The sequence below is a fragment of the Chryseobacterium sp. GW821-FHT04C04 genome, assembly GCF_059420365.1.
Window position 1 is genome coordinate 1 of sequence record NZ_JBWKTO010000002.1, and the last position, 19,908, is coordinate 19,908.

Annotated in this window: 18 protein-coding genes and 1 riboswitch; of the genes, 11 read left to right on the forward strand and 7 right to left on the reverse strand. The window is 37.2% G+C overall.

Going from position 1 to position 19,908, the window contains the following annotated elements:
* Positions 1 to 134: 134 nt before the first annotated feature.
* The 3 genes from AC07UM_RS06135 to pafA form a co-directional block, all read right to left on the reverse strand.
* Positions 135 to 1,190 (reverse strand): DUF5074 domain-containing protein, encoded by a 1,056-nt coding sequence (locus AC07UM_RS06135; protein WP_494681682.1) that lies wholly within the window; start codon positions 1,188 to 1,190, stop codon positions 135 to 137.
* A 20-nt stretch (positions 1,191 to 1,210) separates the two neighbouring features.
* On the reverse strand, positions 1,211 to 3,037 hold the full coding sequence (locus AC07UM_RS06140) for a TonB-dependent receptor plug domain-containing protein (protein ID WP_494681683.1): 1,827 nt from the start codon (positions 3,035 to 3,037) through the stop codon (positions 1,211 to 1,213).
* Positions 3,038 to 3,071: 34 nt separating this feature from the next.
* Positions 3,072 to 3,249, reverse strand: a riboswitch (cobalamin riboswitch).
* 129 nt (positions 3,250 to 3,378) lie between these two features.
* Entirely contained in the window at positions 3,379 to 5,025 is a 1,647-nt protein-coding gene (gene pafA, locus AC07UM_RS06145; RefSeq protein ID WP_494681684.1) for an alkaline phosphatase PafA, read from the reverse strand.
* A gap of 103 nt (positions 5,026 to 5,128) precedes the next feature.
* Between pafA and AC07UM_RS06150 the strand changes: the two genes are divergently transcribed.
* The 4 genes from AC07UM_RS06150 (at position 5,129) to AC07UM_RS06165 (ending at position 7,230) form a co-directional block, all read left to right on the forward strand.
* Positions 5,129 to 5,914: a hypothetical protein gene (locus AC07UM_RS06150; protein ID WP_494681685.1), complete on the forward strand. Its 786-nt coding sequence runs from the start codon at positions 5,129 to 5,131 to the stop codon at positions 5,912 to 5,914.
* 20 nt (positions 5,915 to 5,934) lie between these two features.
* A complete protein-coding gene (locus AC07UM_RS06155; RefSeq protein WP_494681686.1) occupies positions 5,935 to 6,327 on the forward strand; it encodes a VOC family protein in 393 nt (130 codons plus the stop codon).
* Positions 6,328 to 6,344: 17 nt separating this feature from the next.
* Positions 6,345 to 6,878, forward strand: coding sequence for a GNAT family N-acetyltransferase (locus AC07UM_RS06160; RefSeq protein ID WP_494681687.1), 534 nt, complete (start codon positions 6,345 to 6,347; stop codon positions 6,876 to 6,878).
* Positions 6,879 to 6,996: 118 nt separating this feature from the next.
* Positions 6,997 to 7,230 carry a hypothetical protein gene (locus tag AC07UM_RS06165; RefSeq protein ID WP_103232750.1) on the forward strand — a complete coding sequence of 78 codons (234 nt, stop codon included), beginning with the start codon at positions 6,997 to 6,999 and terminating at the stop codon, positions 7,228 to 7,230.
* Positions 7,231 to 7,390: 160 nt separating this feature from the next.
* On the opposite strand, the gene AC07UM_RS06170 is transcribed toward AC07UM_RS06165, so the two are convergent.
* Positions 7,391 to 8,401 carry a zinc-dependent alcohol dehydrogenase family protein gene (locus tag AC07UM_RS06170; protein WP_494681688.1) on the reverse strand — a complete coding sequence of 337 codons (1,011 nt, stop codon included), beginning with the start codon at positions 8,399 to 8,401 and terminating at the stop codon, positions 7,391 to 7,393.
* Between the two features lie 122 nt (positions 8,402 to 8,523).
* Between AC07UM_RS06170 and AC07UM_RS06175 the strand changes: the two genes are divergently transcribed.
* The 3 genes from AC07UM_RS06175 to AC07UM_RS06185 all read left to right on the forward strand — a co-directional run bounded on the left by AC07UM_RS06175 (position 8,524) and on the right by AC07UM_RS06185 (position 10,909).
* A complete protein-coding gene (locus AC07UM_RS06175; protein WP_047378668.1) occupies positions 8,524 to 8,907 on the forward strand; it encodes a winged helix-turn-helix transcriptional regulator in 384 nt (127 codons plus the stop codon).
* Positions 8,908 to 9,002: 95 nt separating this feature from the next.
* Positions 9,003 to 9,920, forward strand: coding sequence for an alpha/beta fold hydrolase (locus AC07UM_RS06180; RefSeq protein WP_494681689.1), 918 nt, complete (start codon positions 9,003 to 9,005; stop codon positions 9,918 to 9,920).
* A 461-nt stretch (positions 9,921 to 10,381) separates the two neighbouring features.
* Positions 10,382 to 10,909, forward strand: coding sequence for a hypothetical protein (locus AC07UM_RS06185; RefSeq protein WP_494681690.1), 528 nt, complete (start codon positions 10,382 to 10,384; stop codon positions 10,907 to 10,909).
* A gap of 232 nt (positions 10,910 to 11,141) precedes the next feature.
* Here AC07UM_RS06185 and AC07UM_RS06190 read toward each other — a convergent pair whose 3' ends face one another.
* From AC07UM_RS06190 to AC07UM_RS06200, 3 genes are all read right to left on the reverse strand, one after another.
* The gene (locus tag AC07UM_RS06190; RefSeq protein WP_103232743.1) at positions 11,142 to 12,068 is read right to left on the reverse strand and encodes a malate dehydrogenase; all 927 of its coding nucleotides are present in this window, start codon (positions 12,066 to 12,068) and stop codon (positions 11,142 to 11,144) included.
* Positions 12,069 to 12,186: 118 nt separating this feature from the next.
* Positions 12,187 to 12,738: a biliverdin-producing heme oxygenase gene (locus AC07UM_RS06195; RefSeq protein ID WP_494681691.1), complete on the reverse strand. Its 552-nt coding sequence runs from the start codon at positions 12,736 to 12,738 to the stop codon at positions 12,187 to 12,189.
* A 21-nt stretch (positions 12,739 to 12,759) separates the two neighbouring features.
* Positions 12,760 to 14,958, reverse strand: coding sequence for an ATP-binding protein (locus AC07UM_RS06200; protein WP_494681692.1), 2,199 nt, complete (start codon positions 14,956 to 14,958; stop codon positions 12,760 to 12,762).
* Between the two features lie 381 nt (positions 14,959 to 15,339).
* On the opposite strand from AC07UM_RS06200, the gene AC07UM_RS06205 reads away from it, so the two are divergent.
* The 4 genes from AC07UM_RS06205 (at position 15,340) to AC07UM_RS06220 (ending at position 19,901) form a co-directional block, all read left to right on the forward strand.
* Positions 15,340 to 16,389 carry a linear amide C-N hydrolase gene (locus AC07UM_RS06205; protein ID WP_494681693.1) on the forward strand — a complete coding sequence of 350 codons (1,050 nt, stop codon included), beginning with the start codon at positions 15,340 to 15,342 and terminating at the stop codon, positions 16,387 to 16,389.
* 221 nt (positions 16,390 to 16,610) lie between these two features.
* Positions 16,611 to 17,777: a porin gene (locus AC07UM_RS06210; protein WP_494681694.1), complete on the forward strand. Its 1,167-nt coding sequence runs from the start codon at positions 16,611 to 16,613 to the stop codon at positions 17,775 to 17,777.
* Positions 17,778 to 17,797: 20 nt separating this feature from the next.
* Complete coding sequence (locus AC07UM_RS06215; protein WP_494681695.1) at positions 17,798 to 19,228, forward strand: anion permease; 1,431 nt, start codon at positions 17,798 to 17,800, stop codon at positions 19,226 to 19,228.
* Between the two features lie 16 nt (positions 19,229 to 19,244).
* Positions 19,245 to 19,901: a succinate dehydrogenase cytochrome b subunit gene (locus AC07UM_RS06220; RefSeq protein WP_494681696.1), complete on the forward strand. Its 657-nt coding sequence runs from the start codon at positions 19,245 to 19,247 to the stop codon at positions 19,899 to 19,901.
* The last annotated feature ends 7 nt before the right edge of the window (positions 19,902 to 19,908 follow it).

A 19,908-nucleotide genomic window follows, 5' to 3' on the forward strand; every position in this document is an offset into this window, starting at 1 on the left:
GCGGGATGGAACATCCCGCCGGGCTTTTTTTGTTCAAGTATAAAAACAAAGCCGGCCGGTTTCAAAGAAACCGGCCGGAAAAAAACACAAATGATGAAAAAATAAAAAATTATATTTTTATATGCTGTGAAGCATTATTGATTCAAAACAGTACCATTAGCACCTAGACCTCCTGTTGTAACAGACATGATCTTGCTTCCTGTAGTTGCTGAATACACTACCATTTCACTATTTTCTGTAAACTTTTTAACATCTGATGCAAAGATTCTTCCATCAATAACGTTAAATCCATAAAGAGTATAATACTGACCACCATCAGCAGCTGTTAATAATGGAGCTGTAGGAACGGTTGGAGCAGCTAAGCTCGTTGTATACACTTTATTGGCTGAGCTGAAATAAATTTTATCGTTATCAATCTGAAGATTTGTAGCGTTTGGAATTCCTGTCAGTGTAATTACTGGAGTCATTGTTCCTGTACTTGTAATCTTATAGATATAAGAATCTGCAGCCGTTGAAGAAATTGTGTACACATTAGAGTTATATGAAACGGTGTTATTAACACTACCATTCGGAACCGCAATTTCAGTTTTAGCATCATTAGAGGTATTGATATAAGTAATCTTATTTCCAAACCCAGATGAAGCATTCTGTATGAAAACATTTCCTCCTGCTTCTACTGCTTTATCAGAAACTTCAGTCATGTTGATTTTACTTACAAATGAAAGGTCAGAAATTTTATATTTCGTTACACTTTTAGTATTTGCAGTGAAATTCGTGTTGGAAACATAAATAAATCCATTAGCAAAAGTAATCCCTCTTGGGTTATCAATCTGATCCGTAATTACTCCTACTCTTTTAAATGTATAACGGTCAACAACAACAATTTTGTTAGAGTTATTGATTACAAGATAAGCCTTATTTCCATTAAGACCGATGGTCTGAAGTACGTCACCCAAAATATCTTTATTGTTGTTATAGCCATATACATCGTCTTGCTTTAAGCTTAAATCTCTTGTCAGAAAGGTTACTTTAGCCCCCTGGCTGTTGAAGTTCCCTTCATTAGAGATAAAATATCCGTTCTGATATGTGATCGGGGACATTTCAAACTCTGCAGAATCACTTGAACATGAAGAAATGTTAAACAATAACACTACTGCAAATAATACAGTTAAAAGTTTAGTTATTTTCATATTTACTCAATTTTAATTTTTTAAAAATTTATTGCGGCATACACACTATAGTTTCTTTTGGGTAAAGGATAAAAAGAAGCTGTTTTATAGTAGGTATCCGTTAGATTATTCACTTTGAACCCTAAGGTATATTTTTTTGCTAAGGTTGCAGAAACACCCATATTCAAAAGAAAATAAGGATCAATAGCATCTGATCTCTTTTCATCACTTGTCGTATAGGTAACACCATTCAGCAGTCCCTGTGCGAAAAACTTAAAGAAGCGATATTCATAATCTATATTGGCAGTTCCTCTGTGCATAGGAACATAAGGTCTCTGCATATTCGTTTCTTTATCGATAGATCTTGCATAATAATATCCTGCATTGGCTCGGATCTTATGACTGCCCAATTGTTTACTGAAAGACAGCTGAGATTCTAATCCGTAAGATTCAGATTTATTGACATTGAATGCCTGCCAATATCCCAATGCTGTAGGCAGCCATACAATAAGATCGGTCACATTCATATAATAAGGAGACAAAGTAAGCCTGAAATCTCCCGCTTTGAACTCATTCGTCATATCCACCTGAGTAGATGTTTCCGGCCTCAGATCTTTGTTTCCTCCTGGTTCATAATAAATGTCATTAAATGAAGGATATCTGAAATTCTTTGATACATTAATGCTCACATCATACCATTTTGCGGCGCTCCATTTTCCGGAGAATGAATACAAAAACGGTGAATTTACATCTTCCACGAAGTCTTTCTTAAATCCACCCTCAAAACGAAGGTCTTTTGTTGCAAAATACCTCAACAATCCAGAAACAGAACCAATATTTCTACTGACGCTGGATATTCCGCTCTGGTACCCTTCTCCTTTATTGAGCTGAAATTCCCCAATAAGGTTAAAATTCCACTTTGAATTCAGAAAATAATTGAAATCATTTTTAAAGATATAATTTTTACCTGTTCCGCCACTGGATTTAGGAAGATTTAACGACCCAAAATACTGAAAATTCTCTTCGGTATAAGCCGCTTTCAAGGAGTTACTGAATTTTGTTTTGTTCCAATCCCAGGAAAGAAGACTTCTTACACTCTGAGTTTTATATTTCGTTTTGGTTCCCGTTTCTTCATACACAGGAAAATGCTGTGAAGAATCAAAAAACTGGCTCTGCCACGAAATTTTATGATCATTCGCTATTTTATAGGATGCTCCTACATTGAATGTCGTATTGTAATAACTTCCGTTTCTGTTGATATAATTCAGATCACTTACCTTATAATCATTTTCGCTTACAGAATAATTTCCGGAAGCTTTAAAGCTGAACTTATCATTGCTGTAAGATCCTTTTACAAAATTATTATAGGTATTAAAAGAAGCTACTTCAGAAAATAATGAACCATGGAGACCTTTATTAAAATCGAGGGTATTATTCAGGTGGATACTTCCCCCGATCGCGCCGCTTCCATACACTACACTTCCACCGCCGGCTTTTATACCAATCTGGTCATATCCGAACAAAGCAATATTATTGATATCCCCCTGTCCTAAAAAATTGGAGTTGATATTAATTCCGTTCCATACAAAAGCCGTCTGCTGAGCAGTAGTTCCTCTGAAAGACGGTGAAGAAACAGCACCACGTCCATTTTCTTTGATATAAACCTGTGACTGAAATCTCAGGAGTTCTGAAAGGTTACTGGAGTTTTTCTCTGCCTCTTCTGCCGAAATTGTTTTTACGGGATGAAAAAGTTTCACCCTATTCATCTGGTTGTCGAAGACATAAATAGTGTCAATGGTCTTCTCTTGTCCAAAAAGAAAACAGCCATAAGATGAAAAAAGCAGTACTAAAGATCTTTTTATATCCATACTTTTTTACTTTTCCTCCGAAAGCAATATGTTTTTTTTTATTATAATGTTGGCAGGTCTCCTGACTTTCGCATTCTGCTCCTTCCCGTTTTTAGGCAGTGGTTTTTTGCAGAAACTTTTGTTGCGATTTACAGTTGCGGGGACAGTCCGGGGGTTACACCCGATTCCCTTTTCATTCCAATATACTGGAAACCAAATTTCTTGCAAAGATAGCTTTTTATATGTATCCGCCAAAAAGTGAGATTGGCGTGTGGCAGATTAAAAATTTGAAGAAATAATTCACAAAAAAAAGCTGCTTTCAATCGAAAGCAGCCATATATCATAGAATAATTGTATTCAATTTATCTACCAATAACTTCCGTAATCGGGTTTCCTACATTTCCACTTGGGAACTGAATTTTCAATAAAGAAGATACTGTAGGAGCAATATCTGTCATGTGATACGCCTTGTTGCTTTCTCCCTGCTTCACACCCCATCCCATAAAGATCAACGGAATATGAGAATCATAAGAATTCCATACGCTGTGAGTAGTTCCTGTTTTAGAATACGGAGGAAGCATAGAATCGTGAGAAATTAACTGGATATCTCCACTTCTCTGCCTGTTGATTCCGTTGATAATTCTTTGTTTGATCGGCTCCGGAATACTTGACTCCTGAACTTTATCTACTGAAACAGCATATAAAACGGTAGGATCTTTCTCCAGTTCTTTTACTGCAAAGTTTCTCACATCATCCAATTCAAGCCTGCTGTCTGCCAATACTTTTCTGTCAAAATAAATCTGATAGTTATCGATCGCATTAATCAGCTTATCTGCACCAAATTTATCTTTCAGTTTTTGGTTCAGGTTCTTTTCTGCATCTTCACCGAAGAAACCTGTCGTGATTTTATGTTCTTTAAGAAATCCTACGGAATGTGCTCCACCGTGGTCAGCAGAAAGGAAAACTGTATATTCTCCTTTTCCTACTTTTGAATCCAGATATTTGAAGAATTCTGCTAAGTCCTGGTCTAATCTGATATAAACATCTTCCACTTCAATAGAATTCGGACCAAATTTATGTCCTGCATAATCTGTAGAAGCAAGGTTAATTGCTAAAAAGTCTGTAATATTATCTCCACCCAGTTTTTCACCTTCTACAGAAGCTTCTGCCAGTTTCAATGTCAGTGTATTTCCGAAAGGTGTATAACGGATATTATCTTTTTTCTTCTGATAATCCTGCGCTAAATTGCTGTAAGGGAAAGTAGGTGTTTTTGAGCTTCCCAATAGACCTTCCCAAGGAGAATTGTCGGGTGCACTTTCTGTATATTCGTTGATTGGAAGTAAGGTATTCCAACCATTGGCTACTAATTTTTCAGGAAGATTCTGAGAGTTGAATGATTTTACCCATTGAGGAAGATCATTCATATACCATGTACTTGTGATGAAATTTCCTGTGCTGTCATCAAACCAGAAAGCTCCGTTTGGTGTGTGTCCTGCAGGAAGAATAGAAGCTCTGTCTTTCAAAGAAACTCCAATTACTTTTCCCTGGAAATTGGTAGCCAGCCTCAATTCATCAGTTACTGTGGTCGACCAAAGGTTTTTAGGAGAGTGGCTCCCGATTTTTGTATTGGTAGTTCCTACGGGCTGAACGCTTTCATCCGCAGTACAGTACACTCCTTTTCCCGTTTCTTTATCTGTCCAGTCGTTTCCTGCAATCCCGTGAATAGCCGGAACCGATCCTGTATAGATACATGTATGTCCCAAAGCTGTAATGGTAGGTACATAAGGAATATGTACGTTATTCAAAGAATATCCTGTATTCAAAAGTCTTTTGAAACCATCATTTCCATACTTACCATAAAAACGGTATAAATAGTCCCAACGCATCTGATCTACGACCAGACCTACGACTAATTTGGGTCTCTCAAGTTGGGTATTTCTGTTCTTCTGCGCATTGATTGTAACTACGGACAAAAAAGTAGCTGCCGCAATTGAAATGTTCCTAAGCATCCAAGTAAATTTTTATTGACAACAAATTTAAGGGTTTTGAAAGTTTTGGAGTGTGAAATTTTATTTAATTTTGATTATTGTACAATTCATCAATAAACCCTCTATGATTCTAGGCGTATACTGGTATTTCAAATTTCCGGATCATTTATATGATTTTAAGTTTTTCAAATTTTATCCGGGATATGGTGGGCATGCTGATAATCCCGCCGAGCTGGCAGCAAGAGTACAGGTTGAAAATACAGATGATTTCATCCGAAAACTGGAAGAACTGAAAACAGATTTCAAAGAAACCTATTTACATGTAAACATCGATGAAAATCAGCTGATCATCAATATCGGAGACCATCTGCTTTTTGATTTTCATTTTCAGTTTGCCCTAGAAATTGAAGAATTGCTGTTCTGTGGAAATGCTGTATTATTAGATTCCAGTGCTCCTTTTACTATTCAATCCAACAAAACTTATGCACCGGACAGAGAAGGATTCAAAGATATTGAACATCGTTTCATTCAAATGGTGGGTTCAGGTTTTAAAAAGTACAATGCTGAAAATTTTTCAATTAGAATCGATTGTAACATGCCTTTACAGGATAAAAGAAGCTTTATTAATGACTTAACACAGCTATGTCATGAAGAAAACCTCAATGTATTCTACTATACTGATTTCGATTTTGAAAATCATTGCAACCTGATGCTCTTTTTCACCAATGGCAGACAGAAGAAAGAAAGTATTCAAAAGGTGGATATTAATTCTTTTGGAAGTAAAGTACGGCAGCTTGCCCAGAAATACCCTCTTCATTTCGGTCATTTTGGAAGTTTCAAAGAGTATCCTTTACAGGGTCCTCATATAGAGCTGATGGTAGATGAAGAATACATTATAAATAAAAAATAAAACCATTTTAATTCAAAAATATGATCAAATTCAAATATGTCATTCTTTATGTTGAAAATGTAGAACAGTCCATGAGTTTTTATAAAAATACTTTTGGTACTGAAATAAAATTCGTCACTCCGGAAAAAGACTATGGAGAATTATTTACTGGAGAAACCAGTCTTTCATTTGCTTCCGTCAGCCTTGCAAGTTCTAATATCAAAAAAAGCTTTTTAACCTCAAAAGCTGAAGACAAACCTTTTGGAATGGAACTGGGATTTGTAACTGATGATGTAGAATCATTAGTTGAAAAAGCAATAGAAAATGGAGCCATTCTTTATGAAGATATTGCAGTAAAACCATGGGGACAAAAAACAGCTTATATCAAAGATCCGGACAATTATCTGATAGAAATATGTACTGAAATTCAATAAGCTTAAAAATACTTGATGTGGAAATAAGAAAATTACAACAATTAGCTTCTAATCAAAGCTTAGACTGGGGATATAATGGCTATACAACAGACAGAATATATTCAGTTTCTTCCATTGAATTTGGAGGTTCTTTTGAATTTAGCTTAAAAGAAAAGTCTTTACCCTATACCAAAATCTGGGAAACCACTTCTGAAGACCTTGAAGAACTGAATATCATCATTGAAAAAGGAAATTCTTTTGGAGCTTTTATAAATGAAGAACTGGCAGGCTGGATCATCTGTGAACATAGAACATGGAACAACAGTTTTTATATAGAAAACATTCTGATCGACGAGAAACAAAGACGGCAAGGAATAGGCATTATGCTGATTAAAAATGCCATCAAAGAAGCCCGGAAATTAAACTGCAGAGTTATTGAACTCGAAACACAGAATACCAATTACCCTGCTATCCAGTTTTACAGAAGAATGGGATTCAATATTACAGGGCTGAATACAAGACTATACAATAATACTGAGGAAATTGCTCTTTTTATGACCTTAGATGTGTAATAAATACATGATAAAAATGGTATTATGATAAAATCTTTTACTCCTTGTTAATTAAAACACTTGTAGGTGTGCTAATTTTTCTATACATTAGTAATCAACAAATTAAAACATGATTACTATGAAAAATGTAAAAAAATTAAAGAGAAGCCAGCTTGTTCTGATCAGTGGTGGTGACACTCCCTATGCAATATGTGATATGGATGGTAATTGCCCGCCAACTATAGGTTCTTACTATTGCAGCGATGGTACCTGTTACAGAGTTTCCGGAGGCGGTGGTGGCAACCCTGGATGCAACGAACCAATGCGTCTTTGCCAGGAATGGGAAACTGGATGCGGATGCGTTTATATGTAAAATATTTTGTTAGATAAAATCTTGTGGGGGGCGGTTTTTACCGCTCTTTTTTATAGCCTGTTTCAAAGGAATTTTGAAATAAATAATTTAAAACAGGTAATCGTTAACGATTACCTGTTTTATTTTGTCGACATCAACAGATTCCCCTTCCAAAATAATACTAATATTTTATCACAATTTTTCCTGTTGCACCCTTTTCCAGATGAGAAAAAGCAGATTTTGTATCTTCAAATGGATATACACGATCAATGACAGGGTGTATTTCATGCGCTGCTAAAGCTTCATTCATATGGGTAAACATTTCTTTAGAACCCACTTCTATTCCCTGCAGTCTGATTTGTCTGGACATAATCTTTACAGTATTCAGTTCAGCACTTAATCCACCAATCAAACCAATAACAGAGATGGTTCCATCAAGGGCAATTACATTCATGGATCTGTTGATATTACTGCCTCCAACCACTTCTACAATATGGTTTACCCCTCTTCCACTGGTGATATCCATAACGTTTCTTTCCCACTCGGGAATTTGACGGTAATTAATAAGGTGATTAATTCCCATCTTTTTACCTAACTCCAGTTTCTCATCACTGCTTGATAATAAGATCACTTCAGCACCAGCCATCAATGCAAATTGAGCAGAAAATAAAGAAACACCTCCTGTCCCCTGAATGAGTACTGTAGTACCAGGTTTAATATCTCCTTTCTCCATTACGCCATGCCAAGCTGTCAATCCCGCACAAGGTAAAGTTGCAGCTTCCTCATCGCTTAAAAAATCCGGGACCTTAATGACTTCATTTTCATCAAATACAGCGTACTCCTGCAGCAAACCATCTGTTTTTGCACCGCCAAGAGAACCACCTGTCTTTTCATCAGTCAGATTTCCATCTATCCATTTGGGTAAAAATAATCCGGCAACACGGTCATTTACGGCTAAAGTTGTGACTGCACTTCCTTTTTCGACAATAATCCCCACTCCATCAGAGACTGGCACCCTTCCTACCGGAGGTTTCCAGGAAGAATAACCTGTTACCACCATCAAATCTCTGTAGTTAAGAGAATTCGCTTTCATTTTTACTAATACTTCATTGGGTAAAAGTTTTGGATAGGATTTATCAACCAGTTCAAGAGAAGATATACTGTACTCTTTATTTACCTGATATGCTTTCATTTTACTTATTTTAAAATTGTTACACTATAGAAAAAACCGTAATTTTATAATACAAATGTATGCTGAAAAAGTCACAAAGAATAACCTATAGCTCATTGTGAGCTACTAATAAATAAATGAGTATGAGTAAAAAGAAGCTGAGTTCTACCAATACAATCAATGAGCATTACCTGGACGACAGATGTACCCTGAACAAAGTACTAAAGATTATTGGTAAGCGATGGGTAGCAGAAGTTTTATTACTGATTACCCATGATGTCTCTCGTTTCTCTCAATTGAAAGAAACTTTGACAGGAATCTCAGACAATGTATTATCTTCAGTACTCAATGAATTGGTTAAATCAAATCTGATCACCAAGAAAATATTCAATGAGGTTCCTCTAAAAGTTGAATATCACATTACACCCAGCGGATCAGAATTGACAAAGGTGATGCACCAGCTCTGCAGTTGGGGGAAACAGAATATTCCTTATGAAGTTAGAATTCTTCCGGGATCAATGAAATAGTGAAGATGACCATCATGACTTTAAGATGGGATAAGACAAAAGGAAGATTTTTTTTATTTTAGTAATAAACAGCCCTTTACAATTGTTATGAATATATGAAAACAATCTCTTTCCTCCTCTTCTTTTTCGTTTCCTTGACTATTGTTTCAGCTCAGAATCATTCTTCTGAAGGCTTTTATGAAACCTCTGATCATGTCAAAATCAAATATAAAATCTCCGGAAAAGGAGAAACCTGCTTTTATATTCCCGGAGGTCCCGGCCAGGGATATCCGTCGTTTGAACTGATGGGTGGAAATAGTCTGGAAAAAAACATGCAGATGGTTTATATGGATCAACGGGGTTCCGGGGAATCCGGCACTTCGGAAAACTATCATCTCGATAAAATGGTTCAGGACATTGAGGAACTGAGACAGCATCTCAAATTGAAAAAAATCTTTCTGCTGGCACATTCCTTTGGGGGAATCATTGCAGTCAGTTATGCAAAAAAGTATCCCCAGCATACCAAAGGACTTATCCTTGCCAATGTCACGCTCCATTTCCTGAATGATGAATCTGTCAAAGAACAGATTGAATACGGCAACAGCCTCTTACAAGCAAAAAACAGAGCGGTTCCTAAAGACAGTCTTTCTTCTGAACTTTCAAAAATCAGCAGTGCATTAAGAAAGAAAAGAATAGGATATAAATTCCTGACCGAAGATATCGAAACCATAAAACAATCGGATAAGATTGATTCTCTTCATCCCCGCATTATCGACTTCGGAATGGCGGTAATCTCAAAACCCAAAGATTTCCCGGAATACTATGCCGATTATGCCCCTACCACAAAAGATATTCATGTCCCTGTACTTATCATCACGGGAAAGAAGGATAAGGCAGTCGGAACCCAGCATTATAAAACCTTTCAGTTTCCCAATCAGAAAGTAGTTTCCATTGATGGCGGACATCTTTTGTATTATGAGAAAAATAAAGACTTTGTGAAGGCTGTCACCCATTTCGTGGATACAACCAAGTGATATTGCATTGACAATTTTATTATACTACGTTTTGGCGCGGCCTCCGGCCGCGCCAAAACCCTTACTACCCCTTACCAAAGCCTCTCTTGCTACTTCATAAACGGCATCTAACCGGTTCATAAAGACCTCCCCCCATTATCACAAGCCCCTGTAGCCTGTTCCGCAACGGGCTATACCCCGTTCAAAACACCCTCCAACCCCTTCATTAACTGCCTTTAGCCCGTTCTATAAGTCCCTGTCACCACTTATCATAGGGGCTATCACCCCTTCCGAACTACCTGTACCCCCTTACACAACCGGGTATCCCCCTTACCCAAGGGGGTAGCGGGACTTACTAAAGGGGGTAGACCGTTCTGAAAATGGCACAAATAGTCTTTTTAATAATGAATGGTCAATTATGGTTTCCCATAATCATGGAATTCTAAGAATTTTTAGTTTTGAACAGTCATAAAACGATAATCATGAAAATAAAATTCAATATACTTCTGTCTGCTATAACATTAATAGCTTTGAATTGTACTAATAATAAAAAAGATCCAGACTCAATATCAAGTCCTGTTGATAGTCTTGCTATGATATCTGATGGAAAGGAAGAAATCAATACTATTAAATCAACAGAAAAATTAAAACCTGATAATAGTAAAATAAAAAAAATCGACAGTAAAAAGGATGCAAGAAATGATGGCAATTTTAATCAAATGACTCTTTTTGTAGTCAATAATAGTATTAGTCTTGATCAATTAAAAGCCTATTGTTCGAATGCTAAGTCTAATTATACTGAAGGATATTTCCAAATTTTAGTGTTTTTTAAAAACCCAAATAATGTAAGATTTCCAAACAATCCTTTAACAGGACTTTATATGGAAGAAGAAGATTTGAAAAATATAAAAGCCGTTTACATCATCAACAATATAAACGGCTATAGTAAATTAGATTATTACAAAAAAAACAGTTGGGAAAGCATAGCTAAAACAGTCGTAATTAATTGATATAATTTACTTTACTAGAAAAAAAGAGGATTAACTTTATTATATTTTAATAAACAATACATACTGAGTTATTTTAAACCTCAACTTAAAAAATCAAATAATTATTCTTACCCTCTTCATTTTTCTTAATGGTTTAAAATTATAAAAAACTTCAAAAAACAAAACAGGCTGTTTCAAATTGAAACAGCCTGTTTTTATCTATTGTAGTACCTGCTTAAAAGCCGGTCAATTATTAGAATTTAAGATCTCCATTCACCTCTCTTACTGCGTTTGCAGCTTCAGCGAACTTCAATTGCTCTTCAGCAGTCAATGTTACGTTTACGATTGATTCTACTCCGTTTGCTCCGATGATAGCAGGAACTCCTAAGCAGATATCGTTTTGTCCGTATTCTCCTTCAAGCATTAAAGAACAAGGGATCATTTTCTTTTGGTCGCATGCAATCGCCTGAACCATTACAGAAACAGCTGCACCTGGAGCATACCAAGCTGAAGTTCCTAATAATTTGGTAAGAGTAGCTCCTCCTACCTTAGTTTCTTCGATTACATATTTTTGTTGCTCTTCATCTAGGAATTCAGTTACAGGAACACCATTTCTTGTCGCTTTGCTCAATAGAGGAAGCATACCTGTATCACTGTGAGCTGCGATTACCATTCCGTTTACATCAGAAATTGGAGCTTCTAATGCTTCAGCCAATCTGTACTGGAATCTTGCAGAGTCTAATGCGCCACCCATTCCGATGATTTTGTGCTTAGGAAGACCTGAAGTTTTGTGTACCAAATAAGCCATAGTATCCATTGGGTTAGACACTACGATGATGATTACTTCCGGAGATTGTTTTACTAAGTTTTCAGTAACTTCTTTAACGATACCAGCGTTGATACCGATCAATTCTTCTCTTGTCATTCCAGGTTTTCTTGGAATCCCTGAAGTGATTACTGCTACATGAGAACCTGCAGTTTTACTGTAATCTCCTGTTGTGCCCGTAATTTTTGTATCAAATCCGTTAAGAGATGCTGTCTGCATCAAATCCATTGCTTTTCCTTCAGCAAACCCTTCTTTAATGTCTACCAAAACTACTTCTGAACAGAAGTTCTTCATTGCGATGTATTCTGCACAGCTTGCTCCTACAGCGCCTGCACCTACTACAGTTACTTTCATATTGTTACTTTTTAAAAATTATTTTTTGTTAGTTAAGTTTAAATTTGAAACTCCCCAAATTTAACAATTCCTGAAAAAATGCGCAATCTTTCAGGAATTTAATTAGAATTAAAATAAATTAGTTGACGTTCAGTAAAAACGTATAGAGTTTTTTCGCCCCGGAAAGCACGTCGTTGTAGTTTTCTTCAGCGACTTCGGTATCCAGAACTTCTTTAAAATTCTTCCACATAGGTCCCGTATTCTCCTGATAACATCCGAAAAAATTGAAAGTAACCTCATCAAAACCTTCTGTTTTGGAAAGCTGCTTGGCAATAACGTTCCCTCCCAGCGTAGAACCTTCAATCACGTACATCGCTCCCAGTGCTTCATGCTCATTCTCAAATTCAAGATCGTGAGACTCCATCTGGTTTTCCAGAGAAAGACTTTTAAGATCTTTTTCAATAAGAGAAAGCTTCTTTCTAGCATCAAGCTGAAGTTTTTCTGAATACTTATCAGAAAGGCTGCTGAATATTTTATCTTCACTGTGAAGAAGCATCAGATAATTCGTGTGAATAATCTTTTTATAATCCTCTAAAGTGAAGGTTTTATTAAAAATCTTTTCAGAATTAAAAAGTTTTTCTGCCGCATCGTGATAATCTGCTGTATTCTGTTTAAGATATTCTGATACCATACATAACGTTTTAAAAGTTTCTCAAATGTAAGGCTTTTTAAACGTTAAAATAAAGGAAGTTCCCTCTTTATTGCTCTCAAAATCTACATTCCCCCCTATTCTTTTCATAATACGGTGCACAATAGACAACCCTACTCCATTTCCTTTGAATTTCTTGGCATTATCCATCCTGTTGAAGATTTTAAACATTTTATGCTTCTCTTCTTCAGGAATACCAATTCCATTATCAGAAATCCTATAGATAATAGTCTGCCCGTTTTCCGTTCCTTCAATTTCTACTTTCGGATGATCCTGATGGGAAGAATATTTCACGGCATTATTGATAATATTGAGAAATACCTGATGAAGCATGGTTTTATCAGCCAAGACATCCGGACATTCTTTAATAATAACTTCGCTCGCTGCGCTGCCATACGTCATCTTTGCATTTTCAGAAATTTTATAGATCGTAGGAGCTGTTTTCAGACTTTCAAGCTGAACTTCACTGTGCTTGGCGCGGCTCAGCTGTAATACATCCTGCATCATTTCAGCCATATTATCAATCTCCTCGATAATTGTATTGATCTTGGTTTTGCTCTTTTCAGCATCAGCCATTAGATTTCCCAACAGCATCTGGGCATTCAGCTTCATGACCGTCAATGGAGTTCCTAAATCATGAGAAATAGTATAAGAAAAACTGTCAAGCTCTTCATTCACTTTTTTAAGCTCATCATTAAGACCTTTGATCGCATTATAGTTTTTGTGGGATGTTTCTAAAATCAAATCCCTTACAGCATGCACTGCACTTATATTTCGTGAATTCCATCTTGTGGAATACCCTTTAATATTCTCTGTGAAGATACGGAAAGACGTTCTTGGTGATATCATCTGTTTTTCCTCTCCGTTTTGAGAAAAAACAGCTACTCTTTTTTGAGGATTACCAGCCCAGTTGATATGCTCATTAAACTCCTTACGGAACCAGATCAGCATCTCATTTTTATCCCTTTCAATGAAATAAATAACCACTCCGGCTGCATTTTCAGACAGCTGAAGTTCTTCACCGTAATCTTTAAGGAAACTTCTGCTTACATAGATACGGTCATTTGTATTTGCCAATCCCCATTGTGCAATCTTTGCAATACTTTTGAGATCCGGAGTACTTCCGGCTGTTACAATACTTCCATCCGAAATAATGGCCAGCCCATCGGCTTCCGGTAGGTTTTGAATCTCTGTTTTACTTTCAATAAGAGAGTCAAAAAGATGATTGTGTTTTAAAAATTTTGTTTTCAGCTGAGATATTTTTTCATTCAGCTCCAGACGGTAGTTGAGTTCACGTTTGGACTTAAAAGAAGAATAGGCATTCGCGGCTAAAGCCGTAAAAATACCCGCCTGTACCCTGTCCTCAAGATCAATATGCTTAGGTTCGACATTCTGACAGGTAACCAATCCCCAGAGATGATCATCAATAATAATGGATACACTGAAACTGGAAGCTACACCAGAGTTTTTAAGATACTGCCCATGAACAGGCGACATCCCTCTGGATGCAGAAAAAGTAAGATCTATATTTTCAGGGTTCTTGCTTAGAATGGGAACCATATCAGCATACACATTGCTGAAGATTCTTTTTCTTTTTTTAAGATAAAGATCCCTTGCCTGTTTCGGAATATCAGATTCCGGGTAATGAAGTCCCAGAAAGCTTTCCATATTTTTATTCTTCTTCTCGGCAATGACCTTTCCGGAACCATCCATCATGAATTTATAAACCATCATCCGGTCATAATTCACCACCTTTGAAAGGGTCTCCAAAAGATGATCCCAAAGCTCTTTTTCATTATCGATGATGTAAAAATTATCATACTTATTTGAAATCCGCTTATTGGGGTTAATCAGAACCTCCTCAAATTCTAGGAAAATATAAAGATCACTCCTGAAAACAGAAAAGTGATATTCTTTATCATTAATAAAAATCTTGTCAAAGTAGGTTTCATTTTTTCGCCTCGTAAACCTGTCCAGTGAAGTATAGATCTCTGAATCAATAATGCTATGAAAACTATGGGGAAAGTCCGTAATCTTTCTCCCGAATAGCTCATCTGAACTCTCGATTGTAAATATATCCGAAATATTCCTGCTAAAAAAAGTAATGGTACGGGACTCCGCATCAATGCCAATCAAATAACCAAAACTTTGAATAGAACCCGGAATATGGATAGGTTCTTCATGGCATTCTATAAAATTCATATATCTCTTCAGTCTATTAACCAAATATAACATTTTTTCTTAACAGCATTCTCTTTTGTGGTACTTAATTTTAAGAGCCCTTCAGCCTGCATCCATCGAATATTTTATTAGAAATAAAGGTTGAAAAATACATTGAAGTATTCTCCATTTTAACCTCATTTTTATATGATATCACTAAAAGATACGAAAAAAAATCCAATTAGAATACTTTACTACCATTAACCATGATTCATGACATGAATTACGGATTATTAACTGCAAATATTATGTTATTTAAACAAATTTCTCTAAATTTATGTCACCAAATAATGAATACAGCCACAATACTTTGAATTATTCACAATAAATTCAAAGTAAAATTTAAATTCAAATAATACTATTATGAAAAAGTTCCCATTAATTTTATTTTCTCTAGTCCTTTCTATAGGATTATGGAATCCATCAGAAGCCTGCACAAGGGTGGTTTACAAAGGCCCTCAGAATACCGTTATCACAGCCAGATCTATGGACTGGCGCGATGAAATCCCGGCCAACCTTTGGGTTTTCCCAAAAGGAGCTGACCGTAACGGACAGGTAGGCTCTAAATCTGTAAAATGGACTTCTAAATACGGAAGCCTCATCAGTTCTTCCTGGGACATTGCTTCAGCCGATGGGATGAACGAAAAAGGATTGGTTGCCAACATGCTTTGGCTGGGAGAATCCCAGTATCCGAAATTTGATGGAAAAGGAAGTAAAAAAGGAATTGCCATTTCATTATGGGCACAATATTATCTTGATAATTTTGCTACAGTAAAAGAAGCTGTAGAATTTTCACGAAAAGAACCGTTTGTCATTGTAAGTGATTATATTCCGGGAACAGAGAAGTTTACAACAGTTCATCTTTCCATTTCGGACGCTTCAGGAGACAATGCGGTATTTGAATATATTGACGGAAAACTGGTAATTCATCATGATCCCTCTTATACAGTAATGACCAATTCTCCTGTTTTTGAAGAACAGCTTGCCCTTAACAATTACTGGAAAGGGATTCCGGGAACGGTGATGCTTCCGGGAACCAACCGTGCTGCAGACCGCTTCGTAAGAGCATCTTACTATATCAATGCAATACCACAGACTGCCGATACCCGTACAGCGGTGGCGAGTGTTTTCAGTGTCATCAGAAACTGCTCGGTCCCTTATGGAATCACTTCTGAAACGGAGCCTAATATTTCATCAACGAGATGGCGCTCTGTATCAGATCAGAAAAACCTGGTGTATTATTTTGAAACCGTTTTCACTCCAAACACGTTCTGGGTAGATCTTAAAGACTTTGATCTGAGCCCTAAAGGAAAAGTGATGAAACTGGATTTGAGTAATAACAACACCTATAATGGTAAATCCAATGCGAATTTTAAAGAATCTGCACCGTTCACATTCTTAGGATTAAAATAAATATTTCACCACAAAGACGCTTACGCTAAGTAAAATAATCTGTTTTCAGCAGAGGAAAGGACGTAAGTATGCCACACGATGATTGAATGGGTGATCATTCTCTTTCTCCGGAAGGAGTGTCAAGTCAAAGATTTGATGGGTGGTTTAAAATACGTTCAAATTCATTTACAGTAAGAAACTAGTGGTAACATAAAGTTCCACAATAAAAAAACAAAAAAGATATGGCCTTTTTTTCGATTAAAAAGAAAAGCCTGATCCTGTGCATGCTGGCCTGCGGGTTATCAGCTTATGCACAAAATCAGGATTCTCTGAAGACCACACCTCCTCCACAGGAAGAAGACAATGTAAAATATCCGGTACTGCAGATCAAAGGCCTTTTTCAGGCGCGTTATCTGGTAGGGATGTCCAAGGATGTTGATGTAAACGGACTTCATCATACCGATGGCTCCGGAACTGATAATAATTTCATGCTCAAATACATGAGAGTTCAGGTTCGGGCGCAAATCAGTAAACGTACAGAAGTTGTTGTCTTGGCCAACCTTGCCGATTTTAAAAATGATCCTAAAAGCAGAGTTCTTGAAAATGCTTATCTGAAGTACACTTTCAACCCCAAATTAGCCATTACAGTAGGACAGTTCAGACCCTGGTTCGGTATTGAAGAAACTTACCCTATTGACATTATTAAATCCTTAGACTGGTCCAATCAGTATACAGAATTTGGGAAGCTGGGCTGGACAAGTTTCCAGATCGGGATGTCTGCCACAGGACAGCTTCAACTTGGAGAAATACCCTTCCAATATGCAGTTTCCATCGTTAATGGAAACGGAAAGAACCAGATCAATGATAACGACAACGGAAAACAGTATTCGACCCGTTTGGTTTTCGGAATCTCAAAAAAATACCATTTCAATGTAGGTCTGAATGGAGGTACCGGGGAAGTTTTCAGCAAAAAGGTATATGCTCTGGGAATAGATCTGAGCTCACTGATTCAGTTCGATCCAAAATGGAGTCTGGATATGCAGCTGGAAGCCAAACAAGCCACCAACCACGTTTTATACAATTCCATTGCCCCGGAATTACGTCCGGATAATCCGGATCAGTACCTGATACGCGGAGCCTATTTCCTTCCCAATTTAAGATATGAGATCAACCATAGAAATCTCAGTGCTTTTGAATTATCCTGCCGATACGAATATCTTGACACCAATTTCAGACTGGCTTCTAACCCAAGACAGACGATTACCCCGATGTTCGGGTTGGAATTTTTGAAAAATTACGGAGCAAGAATTCAGCTGGGAGTACAGTTTGACCGTTACAAATATCAGGTAGAAAATACCTCACAATACAATAACAATCTATTCATAGTGCAAGTACAAAGTAGATTTTAACCCACTAAATAGTTAGTATCATGAAAGAAATTAATATCAGAAACGTAGCGATCACATTTGCCGTTGCGTTGATCATATGGTTCATTCCTGCCCCGGAGGGCGTTGCCGAAAATGCATGGCATCTGTTTGCCATCTTTGCAGCCACCATATTAGGAATCATCCTTAAGGCAGCTCCTATGGGCACCATGTGTATGATGGCCATTGGCTTTACAGCCCTTACACAGGTGGTAGCTCCGGGAGATGCCGGAAAATCTATTACAAAAGCACTTTCAGGCTTTGGAGATAAAGTGATCTGGCTGATCGGGATCTCATTTTTTATCGCCAGAGGATTTATCAAAACAGGGCTTGGAAACCGTATCGCTTTCGTATTCATAAGAGTTTTTGGTAAAAGCTCATTGGGATTAGCATACGGACTAGGGCTTGCCGATGTTTGTCTGGCTCCTGCTATTCCGAGTAATACCGCGAGAGGAGGGGGAATTATCTATCCGATCATGAAATCTATGGCCATAAGCTTTGATTCCGTTCCTGAAAAACCGGAAACCCATAGAAAATTAGGGTCATTCTTAACATTGAACAGCTACTATATGAACCTCATCGCTTCTTCTATGTTCCTTACCGGTACTGCGAGTAACCCGATGTGTCAGAAATTTGCGGCCAACCTTGGTATTGATATTACCTGGATGTCATGGGCAGCAGCCGGATTTCTTCCCGGTGCAGTAGCATTCTTTGTCGTTCCTCTGGTATTGTACAAATTATACCCGCCTGAATTGAAAAAAACCGGTGATGCTCCAAAAATGGCCGCACAAAAGTTAAAAGAAATGGGGCCTATCTCTAAAAATGAATGGCTGATGTTATTAGCATTTTTCATTCTATTAGCCCTTTGGATATTTGGTGGAGCACTTTCTATTGATGCCACAACCACTGCATTCATTGGATTAACATTGCTGCTGCTAACCTCAGTACTCACTTGGGAAGACGTAAAAGGAGAAAAAGGAGCATGGGATACCATTGTTTGGTTTGCCGTTCTGGTAATGATGGCAAGTTCTTTGAACGAATTGGGCTTCATTGGCTGGTTCAGTAATCTTATCAAAGTAAAAATCGGTGGTCTGAGCTGGCAGGTAGCCTTCCCTGTAATCATTCTGGTATATTTCTTCAGCCATTACATCTTTGCAAGTGCTACTGCTCACGTAGCGGCTATGTATGCAGCATTGCTTGGTGTAGGGGTTTCTCTGGGAATTCCTCCTATGTTATTGGCTATGATGCTTGGATTCATGGGTTCAATTTATGGAGTGCTTACCCATTACGGGCACGGTCCGGCTCCGGTATTCTTTGGAAGCGGATATGTAGATCTGAAAGCCTGGTGGGTCAGAGGTCTTGAAATAGGAATCGTTCTGCTGATCATTTATATGGTTGTAGGAGGATTATGGATGAAAGTCTTAGGATATTATTAATTTTTAAATCAAAAATATGTTATCAACATTGTCAAGAAAAATGCTGATGTGCCTTACAGGACTCTTTTTGGGATTCTTCCTGTTGATTCATTTCCTTGGAAATCTTCAGCTTTTTCTGCCACAAGAACAGGCACACCTGCAGTTTAATGCCTATTCGCATTTTTTATCAGGAAATATCATTATCAAAATAGTGTCTTACGTTTTGTATGCCAGTATTATTCTGCATGCTGTAGACGGGCTGATTATTACTTTAAAAAATAAAAAATCTGGCGGCGGTTATCAGTCGGACAGACGTGGAAGAGCCAGCCAATGGGCTTCCAGGAATATGGGAATCCTCGGAACATTAATCCTGATCTTCCTGGTGATCCACTTCCAGAACTTCTGGTATATCTACAAATTTGGAAATCCTCCTTTGGATGAGAACGGAAATAAAGATTTATACATTCTGGTAGTGAATGTTTTCAAAGAATGGTGGTATGTTATCATTTATGTACTCTCAATGATTGCTCTATGCTATCATATGATCCACGGGATTAATAGTGCTGTAAGAACATTGGGACTCTATCATCCTAAGTTTGTCAAATGGTTCAAAACTATCGGAATTGCCTATTCAATCATTATCTGTATCGGTTTTGCATTGATGCCGGTGTATGTATTCTTTACTTATCAATAAACAGACT